Below are 16,537 nucleotides of genomic sequence, written 5' to 3'. Positions count from 1 at the left end.
TCAAGGATGACGAACGTGGACTATATCTCGACCCGCGGCGAGGCCCCTTCCCTCGGCTTTTGCGACGCCCTCTTGACGGGGCTGGCGCGCGACGGCGGGCTCTACGTTCCCTCCAAATGGCCGAGCTTTTCCAAGAAGGAGATCCGGGCGCTTAGGGGCAAGACCTATCAGGAGATCGCCTTCACCATCCTGTCGCCCTTCACCAATGGCGAGATCCCCGACGACACCTTCCGGGCGATGATCGACGAGGCCTATGGCACCTTCCGCCACCCGGCGATCGCGCCGCTCGTCCAGACCGGGCCGAACAGCTTCGTCATGGAGCTGTTCCACGGCACGACGCTCGCCTTCAAGGACGTGGCGATGCAGCTGCTCGCCCGGCTGATGGACTATGCGCTCGAGAAGCGCGGCGAGCGGGCGACGATCGTCGGCGCCACCTCGGGCGACACCGGCGGGGCGGCGATCGATGCCTTCGCCGGCCGCGAGCGCACCGACATCTTCATCCTCTTCCCGCACGGCAAGGTCTCGCCGGTGCAGCAGCGGCAGATGACCACCTCGTCGTCGCCAAATGTGCATGCGCTTGCCGTCGAGGGCAATTTCGACGATTGCCAGAACCTGGTGAAGGCGATGTTCAACGACGTGGCTTTCCGCGACAGGGTCCGGCTGTCCGGGGTCAACTCGATCAACTGGGCGCGCATCATGGCCCAGATCGTCTATTATTTCACGGCGGCGGTCGCACTCGGCGGACCGGACCGGAAGATCTCGTTCACGGTGCCCACAGGCAATTTCGGCGATATTTTCGCCGGCTACTGCGCCAAGCGCATGGGCCTGCCGATCGACCGGCTGGTGATCGCCACCAACGAGAACGACATTCTGGCGCGGGCGCTGAAGACCGGCCGCTACGACATGAAGGCGGTCAAGGCGACGAGTTCGCCGTCGATGGACATCCAGATCTCCTCGAACTTCGAACGGCTGCTGTTCGAAGCCTATGACCGCGACGCCTCGAAGGTGCGCGCGGCGATGGAAAGCCTCAAGCAATCCAACGGCTTCGAGATCGGTGCGCAAGCGCTGAAGGCGATCCGCCGCGACTTCCGCGCCGGGCGCGCCAGCGAGAAACAGGTGGCCGAAACGATCCGCCAGACCCATGCCGAGACCGGCTATCTGCTCGATCCGCATTCGGCGATCGGCGTCTTCGTCGCGCAGAAGAAAGAAAAGCCGAATACGCCGATGGTGACGCTTTCGACCGCGCATCCGGCGAAATTCCCCGCCGCCGTAAAATCCGCCTGCGGTATTGACCCGGCGCTTCCGACGTGGCTTGCTGATCTGATGCACAGGGAGGAGCGTTTCCAGATCATCAAACCGGAGCTGAAAGCCGTTGAGACTTTTATCGGCAAGCATGCCCGCGGCGAGACGACAGCAGGCGCAGAAAGATAGCCAATGACAGTTGAGTGCACCCGGCTGAAATCCGGGCTGACAGTAGTCACAGAGACCATGCCGCATCTTGAAAGCGTTGCGCTCGGAGTCTGGATCAAATCGGGATCGCGTAACGAGACGGATAACGAGCACGGCATCGCTCATCTGCTCGAACACATGGCCTTCAAGGGCACGGCGCGCCGCACGGCCCGCCAGATTGCCGAGGAGATCGAGGATGTCGGCGGCGAAGTCAATGCCGCGACCTCGACCGAGACGACCTCCTATTATGCCCGCGTGCTCAAGGACTACGTGCCGCTCGCCGTCGACATCCTCGCCGACATCCTGACGGAGTCGGCCTTCGAGGAAGAGGAGCTGGAGCGCGAGAAGCAGGTGATCCTGCAGGAGATCAACGCCGCCAACGACACGCCCGACGACGTGGTGTTCGACCGGTTCTCCGAGGTCGCCTATCGCGACCAGACGCTCGGCCGGGCGATCCTCGGCACGCCGGAGACCGTCGTCTCCTTCACCCCGCAGCAGATCCGTGGCTATCTCAGCCGCAACTACACGACCGACCGCATGTTCGTGGTCGCCACCGGCGCCGTCGAGCATGAAGAATTCCTGCGCATGGTCGAGGATCGTTTCGCGAGCCTGCCGACGGCTCCTTCCGCGCCGCCCGTCATGGAACCGGCGCGTTATATCGGCGGCAGCGTGCGAGAACCGCGCGACCTGATGGACGCGCAGATCCTGCTCGGCTTCGAAGGCAAGCCTTACCACGCCCGCGATTTCTACTGCTCGCAGATCCTCGCCAATATCCTTGGCGGCGGCATGTCTTCCAGGCTCTTCCAGGAAGTGCGCGAGTTCCGCGGCCTCTGTTATTCCGTCTATGCCTTCCACTGGGGCTTTTCCGACACCGGCATCTTCGGCATTCATGCCGCGACCGGCGGCGAAAACCTGCCGGAGCTGGTACCCGTCATCATCGACGAGCTGCACAAATCCGCCGATGCGATCCACCAGAAGGAAATCGAGCGCGCCCGCGCCCAGATCCGCGCCCAGCTGTTGATGGGTGCGGAAAGCCCGGCGGCCCGCGCCGGCCAGATCGCCAGGCAGATGATGCTCTACGGCCGGCCGATCTCCAATCCGGAGATGATGGAGCGGCTGGAGGGCATCACCATCGAGCGGCTGACCGACCTCGCCGGCCGGCTGTTCTATGACACGGTGCCGACGCTTTCGGCGATCGGTCCGCTGGAACGGCTCGCACCGATGGAAGACATCACCGCCTCGCTTTCGGTCCCGGCGTCGAAGACGCTGCAGGCAAGCCGCTGAGCCGACGTCTGTCTTGCCGGGAGTGATCGATGCCAAAATCGGTTTTTCGGTTCCTGTCGCGGCAGCCGGAAGCGGTGGAGCTGGAGAACGACAGATATCTCCTGCGCCTGCCGCGCTATCAGGATTTCAACCAGTGGCACCGGCTGCGCGCCGAAAGCCGCAAGTTCCTGGAACCCTGGGAGCCGACCTGGCGGCGCGACGAGCTGACGGAGGGCGCCTACCGCGCCCGCGTCATCCGCGGCAAGCAGGAATATGCCTCGGGCCAGGCGGTGCCGCTGTTCATTTTCCTGAAAGGCGACATGACGCTCGTCGGCGGCGTCACCATCGGCTACATCAGAAGGGGTGCGGCACAAAGCTGCATGATCGGCTACTGGATGGGCGAACGCCATGCCGGCCAGGGGCATATGTTCGCCGCCCTTCAATTGGTTATTCCTTACATCTTCGCCGGGCTTGAGTTGCACCGTATCGAAGCAGCCTGTATTCCAGATAACGCGCGCAGCATTCGTCTGCTTGAAAAAGCCGGGTTTCAACAGGAAGGCTATCTGCGCGGATATTTAAAGATCAACGGTCAGTGGCATGACCATGTGATGTTTTCACGTCTCGCCACCGATACGGATAAAGGCAGGAAAACCGACAGCCGATGACAAGAGACCGCATGCTGCCCAAGTCACCGTCCGGACGAGTGATCGCGGTGATCGCAGCCCTTTTCCTGGCGGCCTTCGCCTTCGTGGCGGGTGTTGCCCAGGCGGCCGAACCTGTAAAAATTTCCCGTGACGATACCGCGCTCGACCTGACCGCGACGACCGAGATCTACGCCAACCAGGGCGAGGCCTTCCAGGTTTCGACGGCGGCCGGCGCCGACGGCATCCGCCGCCGCATCGAGGTCAGGGCAAGCTCGGAGAACCATCAGGGCGACTGGGCAGTGTTTGCGCTCGCCAACGTTTCGGAAGAACAGCTCGAGCGCGTCATCGTCGCGCCGCATTTCCGTCTGGTCAATTCCAAGCTGTTCTGGCCGGATCTCGGCTCGCAGCGCATCAGCGCGATTACGCCCAGCGAAGGCTTCGCGCTCGACCGGCAGCCGAGCGACGAGGCCGACGTCTTCCGCATCACGCTGAACCCCGGCGCCGTCATCACCTTCGTCGCCGAACTGTCGTCGCCGGAACTGCCGCAGATCTATCTCTGGGAACCGGACGCCTACAAGGACACGATCAACGCCTTCACGCTCTATCGCGGCATCGTGCTCGGCATTGCCGGCCTGCTCGCCGTGTTCCTGACCATCCTTTTCGTCGTCAAGGGCACCTCGATGCTGCCAGCAACGGCGGCCCTTGCCTGGGCGGTGCTCGGCTATATCTGCGTCGATTTCGGTTTTCTCGGCAAGCTGATCAGCGTCGCCTCGGCCGACCAGCGAATATGGCGCGCCTGCGCGGAGGTGGCGCTGGCGTCGAGTTTCGTCATCTTCCTCTTCACCTATCTCAACCTCAACCGCTGGCATGCGCATCTGGGTTACGCCACGCTTGCCTGGGTGCTCGGCCTTGCCCTGCTCTTTGGCGTGGCGATCTACGATCCGTCGATTGCCGCCGGCATCGCCAGGCTTTCCTTCGCGCTGACGGCGACGATGGGGCTGCTTTTGATCATCTATCTCGGCTTCAACCGCTATGACCGCGCCATCCTGCTGGTGCCGGCCTGGGCGTTGATCCTCGTCTGGCTGTTCGGGGCGTGGCTGACGGTCACCGGACGGCTCGACAACGACATCATCCAGCCCGCGCTCGGCGGCGGCCTGGTGCTCATCGTGCTTTTGATCGGCTTCACCGTCATGCAGCATGCGTTTGCCGGCGGCGCCTTCCAGCAGGGGCTGTTTTCCGATCTCGAGCGGCAATCGCTGGCGCTCACCGGCTCCGGCGACATGGTCTGGGATTGGGACGTGGCGCGCGACCGCGTCGTCACCATTCCCGACGTCTCGACAAAGCTCGGCATGTCGCCCGGCGCCATGCATGGCGCGGCGCGCAACTGGCTGCCGCGGCTGCACCCCGACGACCGCGACCGCTTCCGCGCCACGCTCGACGTGCTGCTCGAACATCGCCGCGGGCGGTTGAACCACGAGTTCCGCATCCGCGCCGAGGACGGGCATTTCCACTGGCTCTTGATCCGCGCCCGGCCGGTGCTCGGCTCGAACGGCGAAATCATCCGCTGCGTCGGCACGATCGTCGACGTGACCGAGCAGAAGAATTCCGTCGAGCGGCTGCTGCATGATGCGCTGCACGACAATCTGACCGGCCTGCCGAACCGGCAGGTCTTCCTCGACCGGCTTCAGTCGGTGCTGGCGCTGGCGCCGGGTGGCGATACGCTGCGCCCGACGGTGATGGTGATCGACATCGACCGCTACAAGCTGGTCAATGATTCGCTCGGCGTTGCCGCCGGCGACAACATCCTCATCGCGCTGACGCGGCGGCTCCGCCGGCTCTTGAAACCGCAGGACACGCTGGCGCGGCTTGCCGGCGACCAGTTCGGCCTTATCCTGGTTTCCGAGCATAATCCGGCCAAGGTCGCCGATTTTGCCGATGCGATCAGCAAGGCAATCATGGTGCCGATCAACTTCGCCAATCGCGAGATCATCCTGACGGCCTCGGTCGGCCTTGCCTCCTGGGTCGACCGGCAGGAGAGCGCCACCGGCCTGCTCAGCGACGCCGAGCTTGCGATGTACCGGGCAAAACGGGCCGGCGGCAACCGTGTCGAGCCATTCCAGCCGGCCTTCCGCGACTTCGGCACCGACCGGCTGCAGCTCGAAACGGATCTGCGCCGCGCCATCGAACGCAAGGAATTGTCGATGGTCTACCAGCCGATCGCAAGGCTGGAGGATGTCGAGATCGCCGGCTTCGAGGCATTGATGCGCTGGGAACATCCCAAGCGCGGCAATATCCAGCCGTCCGAATTCATTCCGATCGCCGAGGCCTCCGATCTTATCGGCCCGCTCGGCATGTTCGCGCTGGAACAGGCGACCAACGATCTGATGAGCTGGCAGCACCAGACCGGCGAACTGCCGATCTTCGTCTCGATCAACCTGTCGAGCGTGCAGCTGCTCAACAACGAGCTCTATGACGACGTGCGTTCGGTTCTCGCCAAGACGCATTGCAACCCCTCGCGCCTCAAGCTCGAACTGACGGAATCCATGGTGATGGAAAATCCGGAACAGGCCCGCCTTGTGCTGCAGAAGCTGAAGGAAGCCGGCATCGGGCTGGCGCTCGACGATTTCGGCACCGGATATTCGTCGCTCGCCTATCTCACCCGCTTCCCCTTCGACATGATCAAGCTCGACAAGGCGCTGGTGCGCGACAGCAGCGACAAGAAGGCGACCGTGCTCAAATCGGTGATCGCGATGGCGCGAGAGCTTGAGATGAAGGTGGTGGCGGAGGGGATCGAATCCAACGAAGATGCGATCGAGCTCGCCAAGATGGGCTGCAGCTACGGGCAGAGCTACCTTTTCGGGCCGCCGATCCCTTCGGAATCGGTGCTGCGGCTGCTGCGCGACCGCTTTCCGCTGACGAAACGGGCGTGAGCGGAGCGGCTGGTCTCGTCGGTTTTGCCGGCATTGGGTTGGAAAGGCCACCTTTGGCCCATTGCCGCCATTGAACATGGCCATTTCCGTGTCTACGTTCAATTCATGGTCAAACTGCACGAGACGATAACAACCTTGCTGAGCATCGTGGGGCTGCTCCTTGGTGCATGGTTAGGCTATGAAATCGCAGGGATACTCGGCGTTCTCATGTTCGTGCCTGTGGGCGCTCTTGCTGGACTTTGCTTAAGTCTCCTGGGTTGGCGGATAATTTATCTGGTTGTTTAGTTAATGTGCGCTCGCGGCGCGATCCGACCAGTCTGAGTTGCGGGAAAAGGCCCGTAGCATTGGCGACACAATTTCGGGTTTTCCCGATGGTACGCGAACGTCTGTCAGGCTACCCTTCCCTTCCATCGAGGGCCATTGACCAACCGCCTGCGATGTGCGCCTCTCATTCCTTGCAAAAGGAAAATCCCATGCTCAAGTTTCTGCTCGCCCTCTCGATGGGTGTTTTTTGCGTATCGCCGCTTCAGGCCGGCGACCTCACTCCCGTCACCAAGAGCTGCGAGCCGGGGCCAAAACAGGCGCAATGCGAGCGATGGGTCCAGGATATTAAGAAAGCCGTCGAGCTGGCCTATAAAGGCGATCACGGGGCGCAGGTGACCGTTGCCTTCTGCTTGTCCACCGGCTGCCATGGTGCCGTCGCCATCGACAAGGTCGCCTCCTGCAGCTGGCATCTCGTCATCGCCAATTCCGGCTCCACGACAGTGCTCGACAGTTCAAACACCCGGAACACCTGCCGGCCGATGACGGCGGCTGAGAAAGACGAAGCCCGCGCGTTGGCGAGCGATCTCGTCCAGAAGATCTACAAGCGGCCCCTGGTTAAGACCGACCAGATGTAATCTGCCCGAGCCCCGGCTCGCGCCGCAACGCCTGCGTGAAAATAAATCTCATTGCTCTCCCGGCTTTCGCCGCTATTCTCCACCCAAAGAAAATCGGGCCAAAGAAAATCGGCCAAAGAAAATCGGGAGGACCACGGATGATCCTGCACTGCGTATTCCTGCGGCTGAAGACCGCGGTGACGAACGACGAAAAGCAGTCGCTGTTTGCGGCAATCGTCGCCCTGAAACAGGTCATTCCCGGCATATTGGATATCAAATACGGGCCAAATGTTTCGCCCGAGGGGCTGCATGGCGGCTTTGTCGACGGTTTTGCCGTGACCTTTGAAAGCGCCGAGGCCCGGGATGCCTATCTCATCCATCCCGAGCACGTGACTGTGGGCGAGCGCATCGTCTCGTCGACCGATGGAGGCCTTGCCGGCATCCTGGTCTTCGACCTCAATTTGTGAAGACTGCGGGGTCAAACCCCGCAGCCCCCTCGATCCTCAGCTCGATTTCGCCATGGCGGCGGCGAGCTGGTCGACATTGTACTTGAACATCTTCTCATAGGTCGGCGCCGGCCCCTTGGCGTCGGACAGGGATTCGACGTAGAGCTCGCCGCCGGGCTCGGCACCCGTTGCCTTGGCGACCTGCTTGACCAGGCGCGGGTCGTTGGAATTCTCGAAGAAATAGGCCTTCACATGCTCGCCCTTGATCTGCTCGATCAGCTTGGCGACGTCGGCGGCCGATGCCTCGCTTTCGGTGGACAGACCAAACGGCGCCAGGAAGCTGACATTATATTCGCGGCCGAAATAACCGAAGGCGTCATGGCTGGTCAGCACCTTGCGGCGATCGTCGGCTACCTTGTCGAATTTCGCATGAGCGTAGGCGTTCAATTCATCCAGCGTCCTGGTGTACTTCTCGGCATTGGCCTTGAAGGCGGCGGCGTCCGTGGGATCGGCCGATGACAGCGCCTTTTCGATATTGGCGACCCAGATCTTGACGTTGACGGGGCTGTTCCAGACATGCGGATCGGTGATTTTTTCGCCGTCCTCTTCCATGGTGCGGGTGTTGATGCCTTCGGAAACGGTGACCGGCTTGCCCTTATAGCCCGAGGCGGTGATCAGCCGGTCCATCCAGCCTTCCAGCCCCTCGCCGCTGACGAAGGTCACTTGAGCGGTGTTCAAATTCTTCGCGTCGGCCGGCGACGGCTCGAATTCGTGGGGATCGCCATTCGGCCCGACGAGGCTCGTCACCTTGACGTGTTCGCCGCCGACCTGTTTGACGACATCGGCAAGCACGGTGAAGGAGGCCACAACCTTCAGCGTTTCGGCGGAGGCGGGCATGGCCGACAGCGTCATCAAAGCGGGGATTGCTGCGGAGAGAAGCAGTCTGTGCGATGTCATCGAAGTCTCCTTGGGATCAGCCCTTCAAATGCGGGCGGGGAAAGAAGCGCCGGGCCAGGCCGGAGGGCGCGAAAAGAATAGAAAAGCCGTAGAGGATCGCCGCCGTCATGATGATCGTCGGGCCGGAGGCGAGTTCGAGATGGTAGGAGGCGATCAGGCCGAGATAGCCGGAGGCGGCGGCACTGACTGCTGCTATCGCCATCATGACAGGCAGACTGCGCGACCAGAGCTGGGCGATGGCTGCCGGCAGCATCATCAGGCCGACCGCCATCAGCGTGCCGAGCGCCTGGAAGCTGGCGACGAGGTTCAGCACCACGAGCAGCAGGAAGAGGACGTGATAGACCGGCCCGCGCCCGCCGACGGCGCGCAGGAACCCCGGATCGAAACATTCGGCCACCAGCGGCCGGTAGATGAAGGCGAGGATGACGAGGGTCAGCGAAGTGATCGCGCCGATCAGATAAAGGGCCGGTGCATCGATCGCCAGGATGGTGCCGAAGAGCACATGCAACAGATCGATGTTCGAGCCGCGCAGCGAGACGATCAACACGCCGAGCGCCAGCGACGCGAGATAGAAGCTGGCAAAGCTCGCATCCTCCTGCAGCACGGTCATCCGGCTGACGGCGCCGGAAAGCAGTGCCACCGACAGGCCGGCAATGAGGCCGCCAAGGCCCATCGCCGTCAACGACAGCGAACCGGCGACGAGGTAACCGATGGCCGCCCCCGGCAGCACGGCATGGCTCATCGCGTCGCCCATCAGGCTCATGCGCCGCAGCATCAAGAAGACGCCGATCGGTCCGGAGCCGAGCCCGAGGCAGAGGCAGGCGACGAGCGCCCGGCGCATGAAACCGTAATCGGCAAAGGGTGCCAGGAAGAGATCGTAAGCCGTCATGCCGCCGGCGCCTCTTCAGGTGCGCAGGCATTCGCATCCTCATCCCAGCGCTCGGCCATGGCGCGCGCTTTCAGGAGATTGACGGATGACATGACGTCTGCGGTCGCACCCCAGCCGACAAGCTCGCGGGCGAGCAGCAGGGTTTGCGGGAAATGGGCGCGGACGAGCTCGAAATCGTGCAGCACGGCGATCACCGTGCGGCCCTCGCCATGCCAGCGGGTGACGATATCGATGAGGTCCCTGGTGGTGCGGGCATCGATTGCCGTAAACGGCTCGTCGAGCAGGATGATGCCGGCATCCTGCAGCAGCAGGCGGGCAAAGAGCACACGCTGAAACTGGCCGGCCGACAGCGACCCGACATGGCGGCGGCCGAAGCCTTCGAGGCCGACGGCCGAGAGCGCCTCGCCTGCCCTCTTCACCTCACTGGCCGCGATGCGGCCGAAGGCGCCCGTCTTCTTCCAGGCGCCGAGCATGACGGTGTCGATGACCGAGATCGGGAAGCGCCGGTCGATCTCGGCCGCCTGCGGGAGATAACCGAATTCCGCCCGTCCCAGCCGGTGCTCGACCCTGCCTTCGGCGGGACGAAGCTCGCCCATGATCGCCTTCAGCAGCGTCGACTTGCCCGCCCCGTTCGGCCCGGCAATCGCCGTCAGGCTGCCCGAGGCGAAGGCGCCTGAGACATGATGGACGGCAGGGTGCCGGTTATAAGCGACGGTCAGATTCTCGAGACGGATCAGCGGCGTCATGGCAAGAGAACCGCCCAGTGGATCGCCAGCCAAAGCACGGTAATGACCAGCGCCATGCCGATCACCCTTGAAAAAGCCGACTGTCCCAGCAGGCTGACGGAGGGGCGATCGGGGCTCGGGGGCATGGCGCATCCTACAATGTAATAACATTACGGTTATGTTATAACAATTGCGGCGAGATTGAGGCGGGACTTGGCAGTTATTCACACAATTGAAAAGGGCGACCGAATGGCCGCCCTTTACCTGTCAGGATGCTCGTAGTTGCAGCGCTCCGCTGTCCTTGCTCCAGAAGCCACCCCACCCTCCGTCTTCCTCGGGCTTGACCCGAGGATCCACTCTCGCCTCCATTGGCACCGGGCATGGATCCCAGGCTCAGGGCCTGGGATGACGGAGGTTTGGGGCGCGTTTCTCCCAAACTCCCCGCCGGCCCGCAGGCGGCGATCATCGGCATAGTCTTTTGTGGCGCAGTTCAGTCGGGGTTCTCATTTGCATCGGTTGGCACCGCCTAAACGCACGCCCGAGATCGCTCGCTGTTGGACATCAGCCAACCCGCATCACCTCGAAAGCGATGGCCGCTACATGCCGAAACGACTGTGGAAATCCTGATCCCGTGCATCGTGCTCCGAGGAAGGGCGAAGTGCCCCTAGGCCCATACCCTCAGAGCCCGTTCCATCCGGTCGGCGGCGTAGGTGACGATATAGGCGATCACCATGTAGATGACGACTGCGATCAGGAAGGCTTCGAGGTAGTAGAAGTTCAGTGCCGCGGTCAGCTGCGACTGCGCGAAGATGTCGACGACCTCGATTGCAAATCCCAGCGACAGCGCCTTCATGATCACCATGATGGAGTTGGCAAGATCCGGGATGGCCGCGACGATGACCTGAGGCAGCATCACCCGGCGGAACACCTGGCTGCGCTTGTAGCCCAGGGAATAGGCCGCATCGGCCTGACCGTTGTCGAAGGAGTTGAGTGCGCCCTTCACGACCTCCGCCTGGAAGGCTGCGACGCAGGCGGTCAGGGCGACGATGAGCGTGATCCAGTTCGGCGTCGAGTGACCGTTATAGTCGATGCCGACGAGCGAGGTCAGGAACTGCAGCGTCGGCGGCAGGCCGTAATAGGCGAGGAAGATCACGATCACCATCGGAACGCCCTTGAAGACGACCTTGTAGGCGATGACCAGTTCCCGAAGCACCGGGACCCGCCGATATTCCACCATCGCGAAAAGGCTGCCGACGATCGTGGAGAAGACGAAGATTCCAAGCGCCATGGCGAGCGTCACCGGGACCGCGCCGAGGATATCCCAGAGATCGGGAAGAAGGACTTCGGAATCGAACATGTGATGACCTCCTATTCGATCAGACGCTTGCCATCATCGTGGCCTTGGCCGGTGCGGTATTGGGCGCGAACTTTGCGTTTCGCGTTTCGAAAAAGCGCACGACGATCCATGCCACGAGGCATAGCAGCGAATAGATCACCGCCAGCACAAGGTAGGTCTCGAACTGGTACTGGTTGTAGTCGCGCTCCATGACGAGATGGGCGGTCGCCATGACATCAGCGGCGCCGATGTACATCACGAGTGCGACGTTGTGGATGAGGTAGATGATCGAGTTGCCGTAGCCTGGCAGGGCGATGTGCACCGCCTGGGGTCCGACGACCCGAAGGATCTTCTGAAGGAAGGTGTATCCGAGACTGTCGGCGGCGTCGTGCTGGCCGCGTTCTACGGCGAGGTAGGCTGGCCGCAGAACCTCGGAAAGATAGCCTCCATGGTAGAGGCTGAGGCCGACGATCGCCGCGACGTTCGGGGACACGAAGTCCTCGACCTCGAACAAGGCGACGACCAGCGGCAGCCCGTAGAAGGCGACGAACAGTTGGAGCACGACGGGGACGCTCCGGGCATAGGAGACGTAGAGGTCGGCCAGTTGGCTGAGAACCGGTATCCTGCGCACCCGGAACGTCGTCGCAATCAGGGCCAGCAGGAAGCCGGCGATCATGGCCGTGAACGTGATCGCAAGCGTCAGCGGCAGCGCCTTGAGCAGCTCAGGGATCATGATGGATAGGTCCACTTCGGAACACTCCTTGTTTCAGTCTTGGCCTGATCGCCGATCGTTGGCCGGCGTTACTTCATGTAGGTGGTGATGTCCTCGCCGAACCATTTCTGCGAGAGCTTGGCGAGCGTGCCGTCGGCCTTCAGCTCCTTCAGAGCCTTGTCGATGTCTTCGGAGAGCGCCTTGTTCTCCTCGGAGCGATGGATCAGGACGAAGGTGTTGTTGATCGCGACCGGCTCGCTCGCCTTGACGTCCAGCTTCTGCTGGTCGATGACCGTCTGCTCGCCGAGGTTCGACGGCAGAACCAGCGCGTCGTATTTGCCGTTCTCGACTTCCTTCAGGCGATCCGGATAGGGAATGCCGGCGCTGGACGCGGTGATCTCGATTTTAAAGTCGGGGTTCTTTTCCTGCCAGGCAGTGGCGAACTTGTAGATGCCGCCGCCGGCCGTCACGGGCACGATCTTCTTGCCGACGAGATCCTTCATCTCGTTGATGCCGCTGTCCTTGCGGCTGTAGATCTTGATCAGGCTGGCGCCGATCGGGCTCTCCGGAATGAGGAACTGCTTTTCGCGAGCAGGCGCCCGGTAGTAGCCGCCGGTCGCGATGTCGTACTTGCCGGTGGCAAGGCCGGTCTCCTGAGCGATGTCGGCAGCACCCTCCATCACGAATTTGTACTGCGGTAGCTTGGCGTTGATCGCTTTCAGGACGTCGGGCTCGTAACCCTGCGGCTCGACGCCGATGGCACCCCAGGAGAGCGGCTTGGATTCGGCAGCCGTCGCGATCTTGACGGTGCGCACGTCCTCGGCATGCGATAGGCCCGCGGTTGCGAGGGCAAAGGCAACGCCGGCTACAGCGAGGCCGAAGGTGCGGCGGGAAGTCGACTTGATGGAAGACATGTCAGGCATCCTTTCTTTACTGGATGGAGTGTTCGGAACTCAGGAACTGGGCAAGGCGCGGGTTGGAGGGCGTGTCGAAGATCTCGGCAGGGCTGCCTTGAGCGGCGACGACGCCCCGATCCATGAAGACGATGCGGTTCGAGATGTTCTTTGCGAACTGCATCTCGTGGGTGACGAGGAGCGAGGTGATGCCGGATGACGTGACGTCCCTGATCACCTTCAAAACCTCGCCGACCAGTTCGGGGTCGAGCGACGACGTCGGTTCGTCGAAGAGCATGACATCCGGCTTGACGGCTAGCGCACGCGCAATGCCGGTCCGCTGCAGCTGGCCGCCGGAAAGCTGGGACGGGTAGCTGTCGATCTTGTTCGAAAGGCCGACTCGCTCAAGCTCCTGCAAAGCGATCGAACGCGCCTCGTCCTTCGACTTGCGCTGCACGACCACAAGCGGATCCATCACATTCTGAATGACGGTCATGTTCTTGAAGACGTTGAACTGCTGGAAGACCATCGCCGTCCGCAGCCGGATCGCCTGGACCGCCGTGTTGTCCGGCTTCCGGTAGTCCATCCTGACCTGATCGAAGGCGATCGTGCCGGAGGCCGGCCTGGCCAGATAGTTGATGCACTTCAGCAACGTCGTCTTGCCGGTACCGCTGGGGCCGATGATCGACACCACGTCGCCGCGGTTCACCGAGAGATCGACGCCGTTGAGGACCTGCGTGTTTCCGTAGGACAGCTTTAGGTTTTTGATCTCAAGCATTTCGGGTCGGTGTCCTTTCGGCAGATAGATCGGAAAACGTCGCGGTCTCGTCGTCGGCCCACTCGTCTCCGAGCAATTCGGGCGTGTCGAAGGCCTGCAGATCGGCGAAATGACGCTCGCGGTCGGCGACGAAGAGCGCCCTGACGATCCCGCGGGCGAGCCGGTCGGCGCCTTCGCTGATCGCGGGAATGTCGCCCGTGAGCTTGCCGTGGCTGAGCGTGGCGGGGAAGTTGAAGCAGTGGATACGGGCCAGCGCCGGGCAAGCGCCGGGCTCGGCCTCGAGGAATTCGAACGCGTCGCCGAGATCGGGCGAGGTTTCAAGCTCGTCGTTTCGCATGTCCGCGGGCACAGGAAAGCGGTCGCGCCAGAGGCGGATATGCGATGCGACGGCGGCGAGTTCCGGCCGGTTCGTCAGGTCGACCTTGAAGCCGGTGCCGAAGATCAGGAAATCGACGGGATAGCTGCTTTTCGGCGTCGTCACAGCGATATGGACGCCTTGCTGCTGCAATCGATCGATCGGGCTTCCGAGATGAAGATGGGCCTGCGGGAATGCGCTGACACGCAAGACGCTCGGGCGCGGAGGCGGCGTCTGCGCGCGCATGGCATAATCGAGAAAGCGCCACTTCCAGTCATCCGGCAGACCGGCGAAGCCGTGCACCACGCCCTGGCTGCCGATGCCGGTGAACTTGTTGATCCGTGGCAGGTCGGTCCTGCGCACGAACAGGTCAAGCCGGGCAGCACCTGCCTCGAGGGCGGTGGCGGCGTTGTCCATCGCCGAGGCGCCGGCTCCGACGACGCCGACCCGCTTGCCGCGCAATGCGGCGAAATCGATAGGGTCGGCGGTATGAGCCCAGAACTTGCGCTCGATGCCGTGGGCGATCGACGGTACGAAGGGACCGCCGAGGCCGTCGCGGCCGGTTGCCAGCACCACGTGGCGCGCGATCGTCGTTTCGGACCGGCCATCGTGACGGTAGACGACATCGAGCAGGCCGTCGGCGCGCGGACGAATGGCATCGACCGCGACCCCATTGCGCACCGGCAGGTCAAGCACGCGCCGGTACCAGACCAGGTAGTCCATCCATGTCTCACGCGGCGCCCTGTCGAGCGCGGTCCAGGCATCGCGGCCATGACGCGCCTCGTAATAGGCGCGGAAGGTCAGCGCCGGCAGGCCCATTGCCGGCCCGGTCAGTTGCTTGGGAGAGCGTAGGGTTCGCATCCTGGCAAAGGTGACCCAGGGACCCTCGCTTCCGGCAGGCGCCTTGTCGAGAACGATATGATTGGCGACGCCGAGCCGCTTCAGCATGGCGGAGGCCACGAGCCCGGCCATGCCCGCACCGATGATCACGACGTCGACGACCCCTTCGCCATCGACGACGCGGGGCGGAACCCAGGACTTGGCCGGCAGCTCCAGCCAGGCAAGGTCCTGGCGCAGGCGTGCCTCGAGCGCTTCGAGATTGTTCGGAAAGGTCGAGAGGTCGCTCATGACGGCACTTCCTCGGTGATCGGGCTGCCGCCGTAGACGGTGTCGGCCAAGGCTTCGACGCCGCCTGCGTCATGCAGCCGGCAACCGGGCATCGCGAGCGCCACGGCGCGCGCCGCATCGATCACGGCGGCGACCGTCGGGGTCAGCGGCATCGCGGCAGGCGAGATGGCGCCGAACAGGAAGGGGATGGTGTGGTCGAGGACGCGCATCACGATCCCCTCGAGCGGAACGCCGCAGACCGTCGCCGGCTCGACGATGGCGACGCCCAATCCGGCCCGGACCATCGTCAGGGCCGTCAGCGAGGCGTTGACGTCGATCATCCGTTGCGGCGCCACCCCCGCCCGTTCCAGGGCCTCGTCGATACGGTGCCGCAGGCGGTAGGGGTTGGCGAGCGTGATGATGCGGCGCTCGGCAAGATCGGAGAGACGCACCATCTCATCATTGGCCAGCGGATCGTTCGCGGCAAGAGCGACGACACACGGCGCTTCGGCAATCCAGTGCACGTCGAGGCCGGGATGTTCCAGCGGCAGGCTTGAGATCCCGCAGTCCGCTGAGCGGGCGAGCACGGCCTGCACGACGTTCTCGGCCGCCAGCGCCTGCACATGGAGATGACGCGGTATCAGGTCCGGCGCGACGGCCGAGATCGCCTGGGGCAGAACGCCGGCAGCAAGCGACGGGGTGGCGGCGATCGTCAGCGACGGCGGTTCATCGAGACCGATGGCGTTCGCCCGCTCGCGGATGTGGGCGAGGCTGGCAAGATGGCGTTCCACCTCGGCGTGAAAGAGCAGACCGCGCGCGGTCGGGCTGATGCGCGGGCCGCTTCGATGAAGCAGGGCATAGCCGATATCGGCCTCCAGATCCTGGATGAGACGCGTGACCGCCGGCTGCGATCGGCCGAGCAGCCTTGCCGCCCCGGTCACACTGCCGGCCGACATCACCGCTGCGAAGGCTTCAAGTTGCCGGATATCGAAAGAGTTAGAATGCATAATGGACATCAAACACTCTCCTTCATGTCAGTAAAGCATGACAATTCTCATTTGACGACTGGCAGTAGATAAAAAATTCACATCAATATCTGTTTAGCATTCCAGTTTGACATAATGAGAGGTCCGGCCTACCTAGAGCTTATGTCCGCGATGTATTGAGGAGCTTGT

General features: G+C 62.9%; 16 protein-coding genes. 6 read left to right on the top strand and 10 right to left on the bottom strand.

From position 1 onward, the window contains the following. Positions 1-6: 6 nt before the first annotated feature. The 6 genes from thrC (at position 7) to CUJ84_RS03440 (ending at position 7,631) form a co-directional block, all read left to right on the top strand. Positions 7-1,431 (top strand): threonine synthase, encoded by a 1,425-nt coding sequence (gene thrC, locus CUJ84_RS03470; RefSeq protein ID WP_105005193.1) that lies wholly within the window; start codon positions 7-9, stop codon positions 1,429-1,431. Positions 1,432-1,434: 3 nt separating this feature from the next. After that, the gene (locus tag CUJ84_RS03465; RefSeq protein WP_105005192.1) at positions 1,435-2,733 is read left to right on the top strand and encodes a M16 family metallopeptidase; all 1,299 of its coding nucleotides are present in this window, start codon (positions 1,435-1,437) and stop codon (positions 2,731-2,733) included. A gap of 29 nt (positions 2,734-2,762) precedes the next feature. Beyond that, the gene (locus tag CUJ84_RS03460; RefSeq protein ID WP_027685702.1) at positions 2,763-3,377 is read left to right on the top strand and encodes a GNAT family N-acetyltransferase; all 615 of its coding nucleotides are present in this window, start codon (positions 2,763-2,765) and stop codon (positions 3,375-3,377) included. Then, complete coding sequence (locus CUJ84_RS03455) at positions 3,374-6,286, top strand: sensor domain-containing phosphodiesterase (RefSeq protein ID WP_027685703.1); 2,913 nt, start codon at positions 3,374-3,376, stop codon at positions 6,284-6,286. The genes CUJ84_RS03460 and CUJ84_RS03455 overlap by 4 nt, the downstream gene beginning before the upstream one ends. A 473-nt stretch (positions 6,287-6,759) precedes the next feature. After that, entirely contained in the window at positions 6,760-7,185 is a 426-nt protein-coding gene (locus tag CUJ84_RS03445) for a hypothetical protein (RefSeq protein WP_105005191.1), read from the top strand. Between the two features lie 137 nt (positions 7,186-7,322). Further along, positions 7,323-7,631 (top strand): Dabb family protein, encoded by a 309-nt coding sequence (locus CUJ84_RS03440; RefSeq protein ID WP_105005190.1) that lies wholly within the window; start codon positions 7,323-7,325, stop codon positions 7,629-7,631. A 36-nt stretch (positions 7,632-7,667) separates the two neighbouring features. Here CUJ84_RS03440 and CUJ84_RS03435 read toward each other — a convergent pair whose 3' ends face one another. The 10 genes from CUJ84_RS03435 to CUJ84_RS03395 form a co-directional block, all read right to left on the bottom strand. Further along, positions 7,668-8,567 (bottom strand): metal ABC transporter substrate-binding protein, encoded by a 900-nt coding sequence (locus CUJ84_RS03435; protein ID WP_105005189.1) that lies wholly within the window; start codon positions 8,565-8,567, stop codon positions 7,668-7,670. 16 nt (positions 8,568-8,583) lie between these two features. Continuing rightward, the gene (locus CUJ84_RS03430) at positions 8,584-9,456 is read right to left on the bottom strand and encodes a metal ABC transporter permease (protein WP_105005188.1); all 873 of its coding nucleotides are present in this window, start codon (positions 9,454-9,456) and stop codon (positions 8,584-8,586) included. Continuing rightward, positions 9,453-10,202 (bottom strand): metal ABC transporter ATP-binding protein, encoded by a 750-nt coding sequence (locus CUJ84_RS03425; RefSeq protein WP_105005187.1) that lies wholly within the window; start codon positions 10,200-10,202, stop codon positions 9,453-9,455. The genes CUJ84_RS03430 and CUJ84_RS03425 overlap by 4 nt, the downstream gene beginning before the upstream one ends. Beyond that, the gene (locus CUJ84_RS39155; protein WP_012756348.1) at positions 10,199-10,327 is read right to left on the bottom strand and encodes a hypothetical protein; all 129 of its coding nucleotides are present in this window, start codon (positions 10,325-10,327) and stop codon (positions 10,199-10,201) included. Before CUJ84_RS39155 ends, CUJ84_RS03425 begins: the two co-directional genes overlap by 4 nt. Before the next feature lie 518 nt (positions 10,328-10,845). Beyond that, complete coding sequence (locus CUJ84_RS03420; protein ID WP_105005186.1) at positions 10,846-11,538, bottom strand: amino acid ABC transporter permease; 693 nt, start codon at positions 11,536-11,538, stop codon at positions 10,846-10,848. A gap of 19 nt (positions 11,539-11,557) precedes the next feature. After that, a complete protein-coding gene (locus CUJ84_RS03415) occupies positions 11,558-12,265 on the bottom strand; it encodes an amino acid ABC transporter permease (protein WP_105005185.1) in 708 nt (235 codons plus the stop codon). Between the two features lie 53 nt (positions 12,266-12,318). After that, complete coding sequence (locus CUJ84_RS03410; RefSeq protein WP_105005184.1) at positions 12,319-13,143, bottom strand: amino acid ABC transporter substrate-binding protein; 825 nt, start codon at positions 13,141-13,143, stop codon at positions 12,319-12,321. Positions 13,144-13,159: 16 nt separating this feature from the next. Then, positions 13,160-13,900 carry an amino acid ABC transporter ATP-binding protein gene (locus tag CUJ84_RS03405; protein WP_105005183.1) on the bottom strand — a complete coding sequence of 247 codons (741 nt, stop codon included), beginning with the start codon at positions 13,898-13,900 and terminating at the stop codon, positions 13,160-13,162. Continuing rightward, a complete protein-coding gene (locus CUJ84_RS03400; protein ID WP_105005182.1) occupies positions 13,893-15,383 on the bottom strand; it encodes an NAD(P)-binding domain-containing protein in 1,491 nt (496 codons plus the stop codon). Before CUJ84_RS03400 ends, CUJ84_RS03405 begins: the two co-directional genes overlap by 8 nt. Then, positions 15,380-16,378, bottom strand: coding sequence for a LysR family transcriptional regulator (locus CUJ84_RS03395; protein WP_105005181.1), 999 nt, complete (start codon positions 16,376-16,378; stop codon positions 15,380-15,382). The genes CUJ84_RS03400 and CUJ84_RS03395 overlap by 4 nt, the downstream gene beginning before the upstream one ends. Positions 16,379-16,537 lie beyond the last annotated feature (159 nt).

It is taken from the genome of Rhizobium leguminosarum (assembly GCF_002953715.1).
In the GTDB taxonomy this organism is placed as follows: domain Bacteria; phylum Pseudomonadota; class Alphaproteobacteria; order Rhizobiales; family Rhizobiaceae; genus Rhizobium; species Rhizobium leguminosarum_V.
Note: the sequence above shows the minus strand (reverse complement) of the source record. Positions and strands in the feature narration are given on the sequence as shown.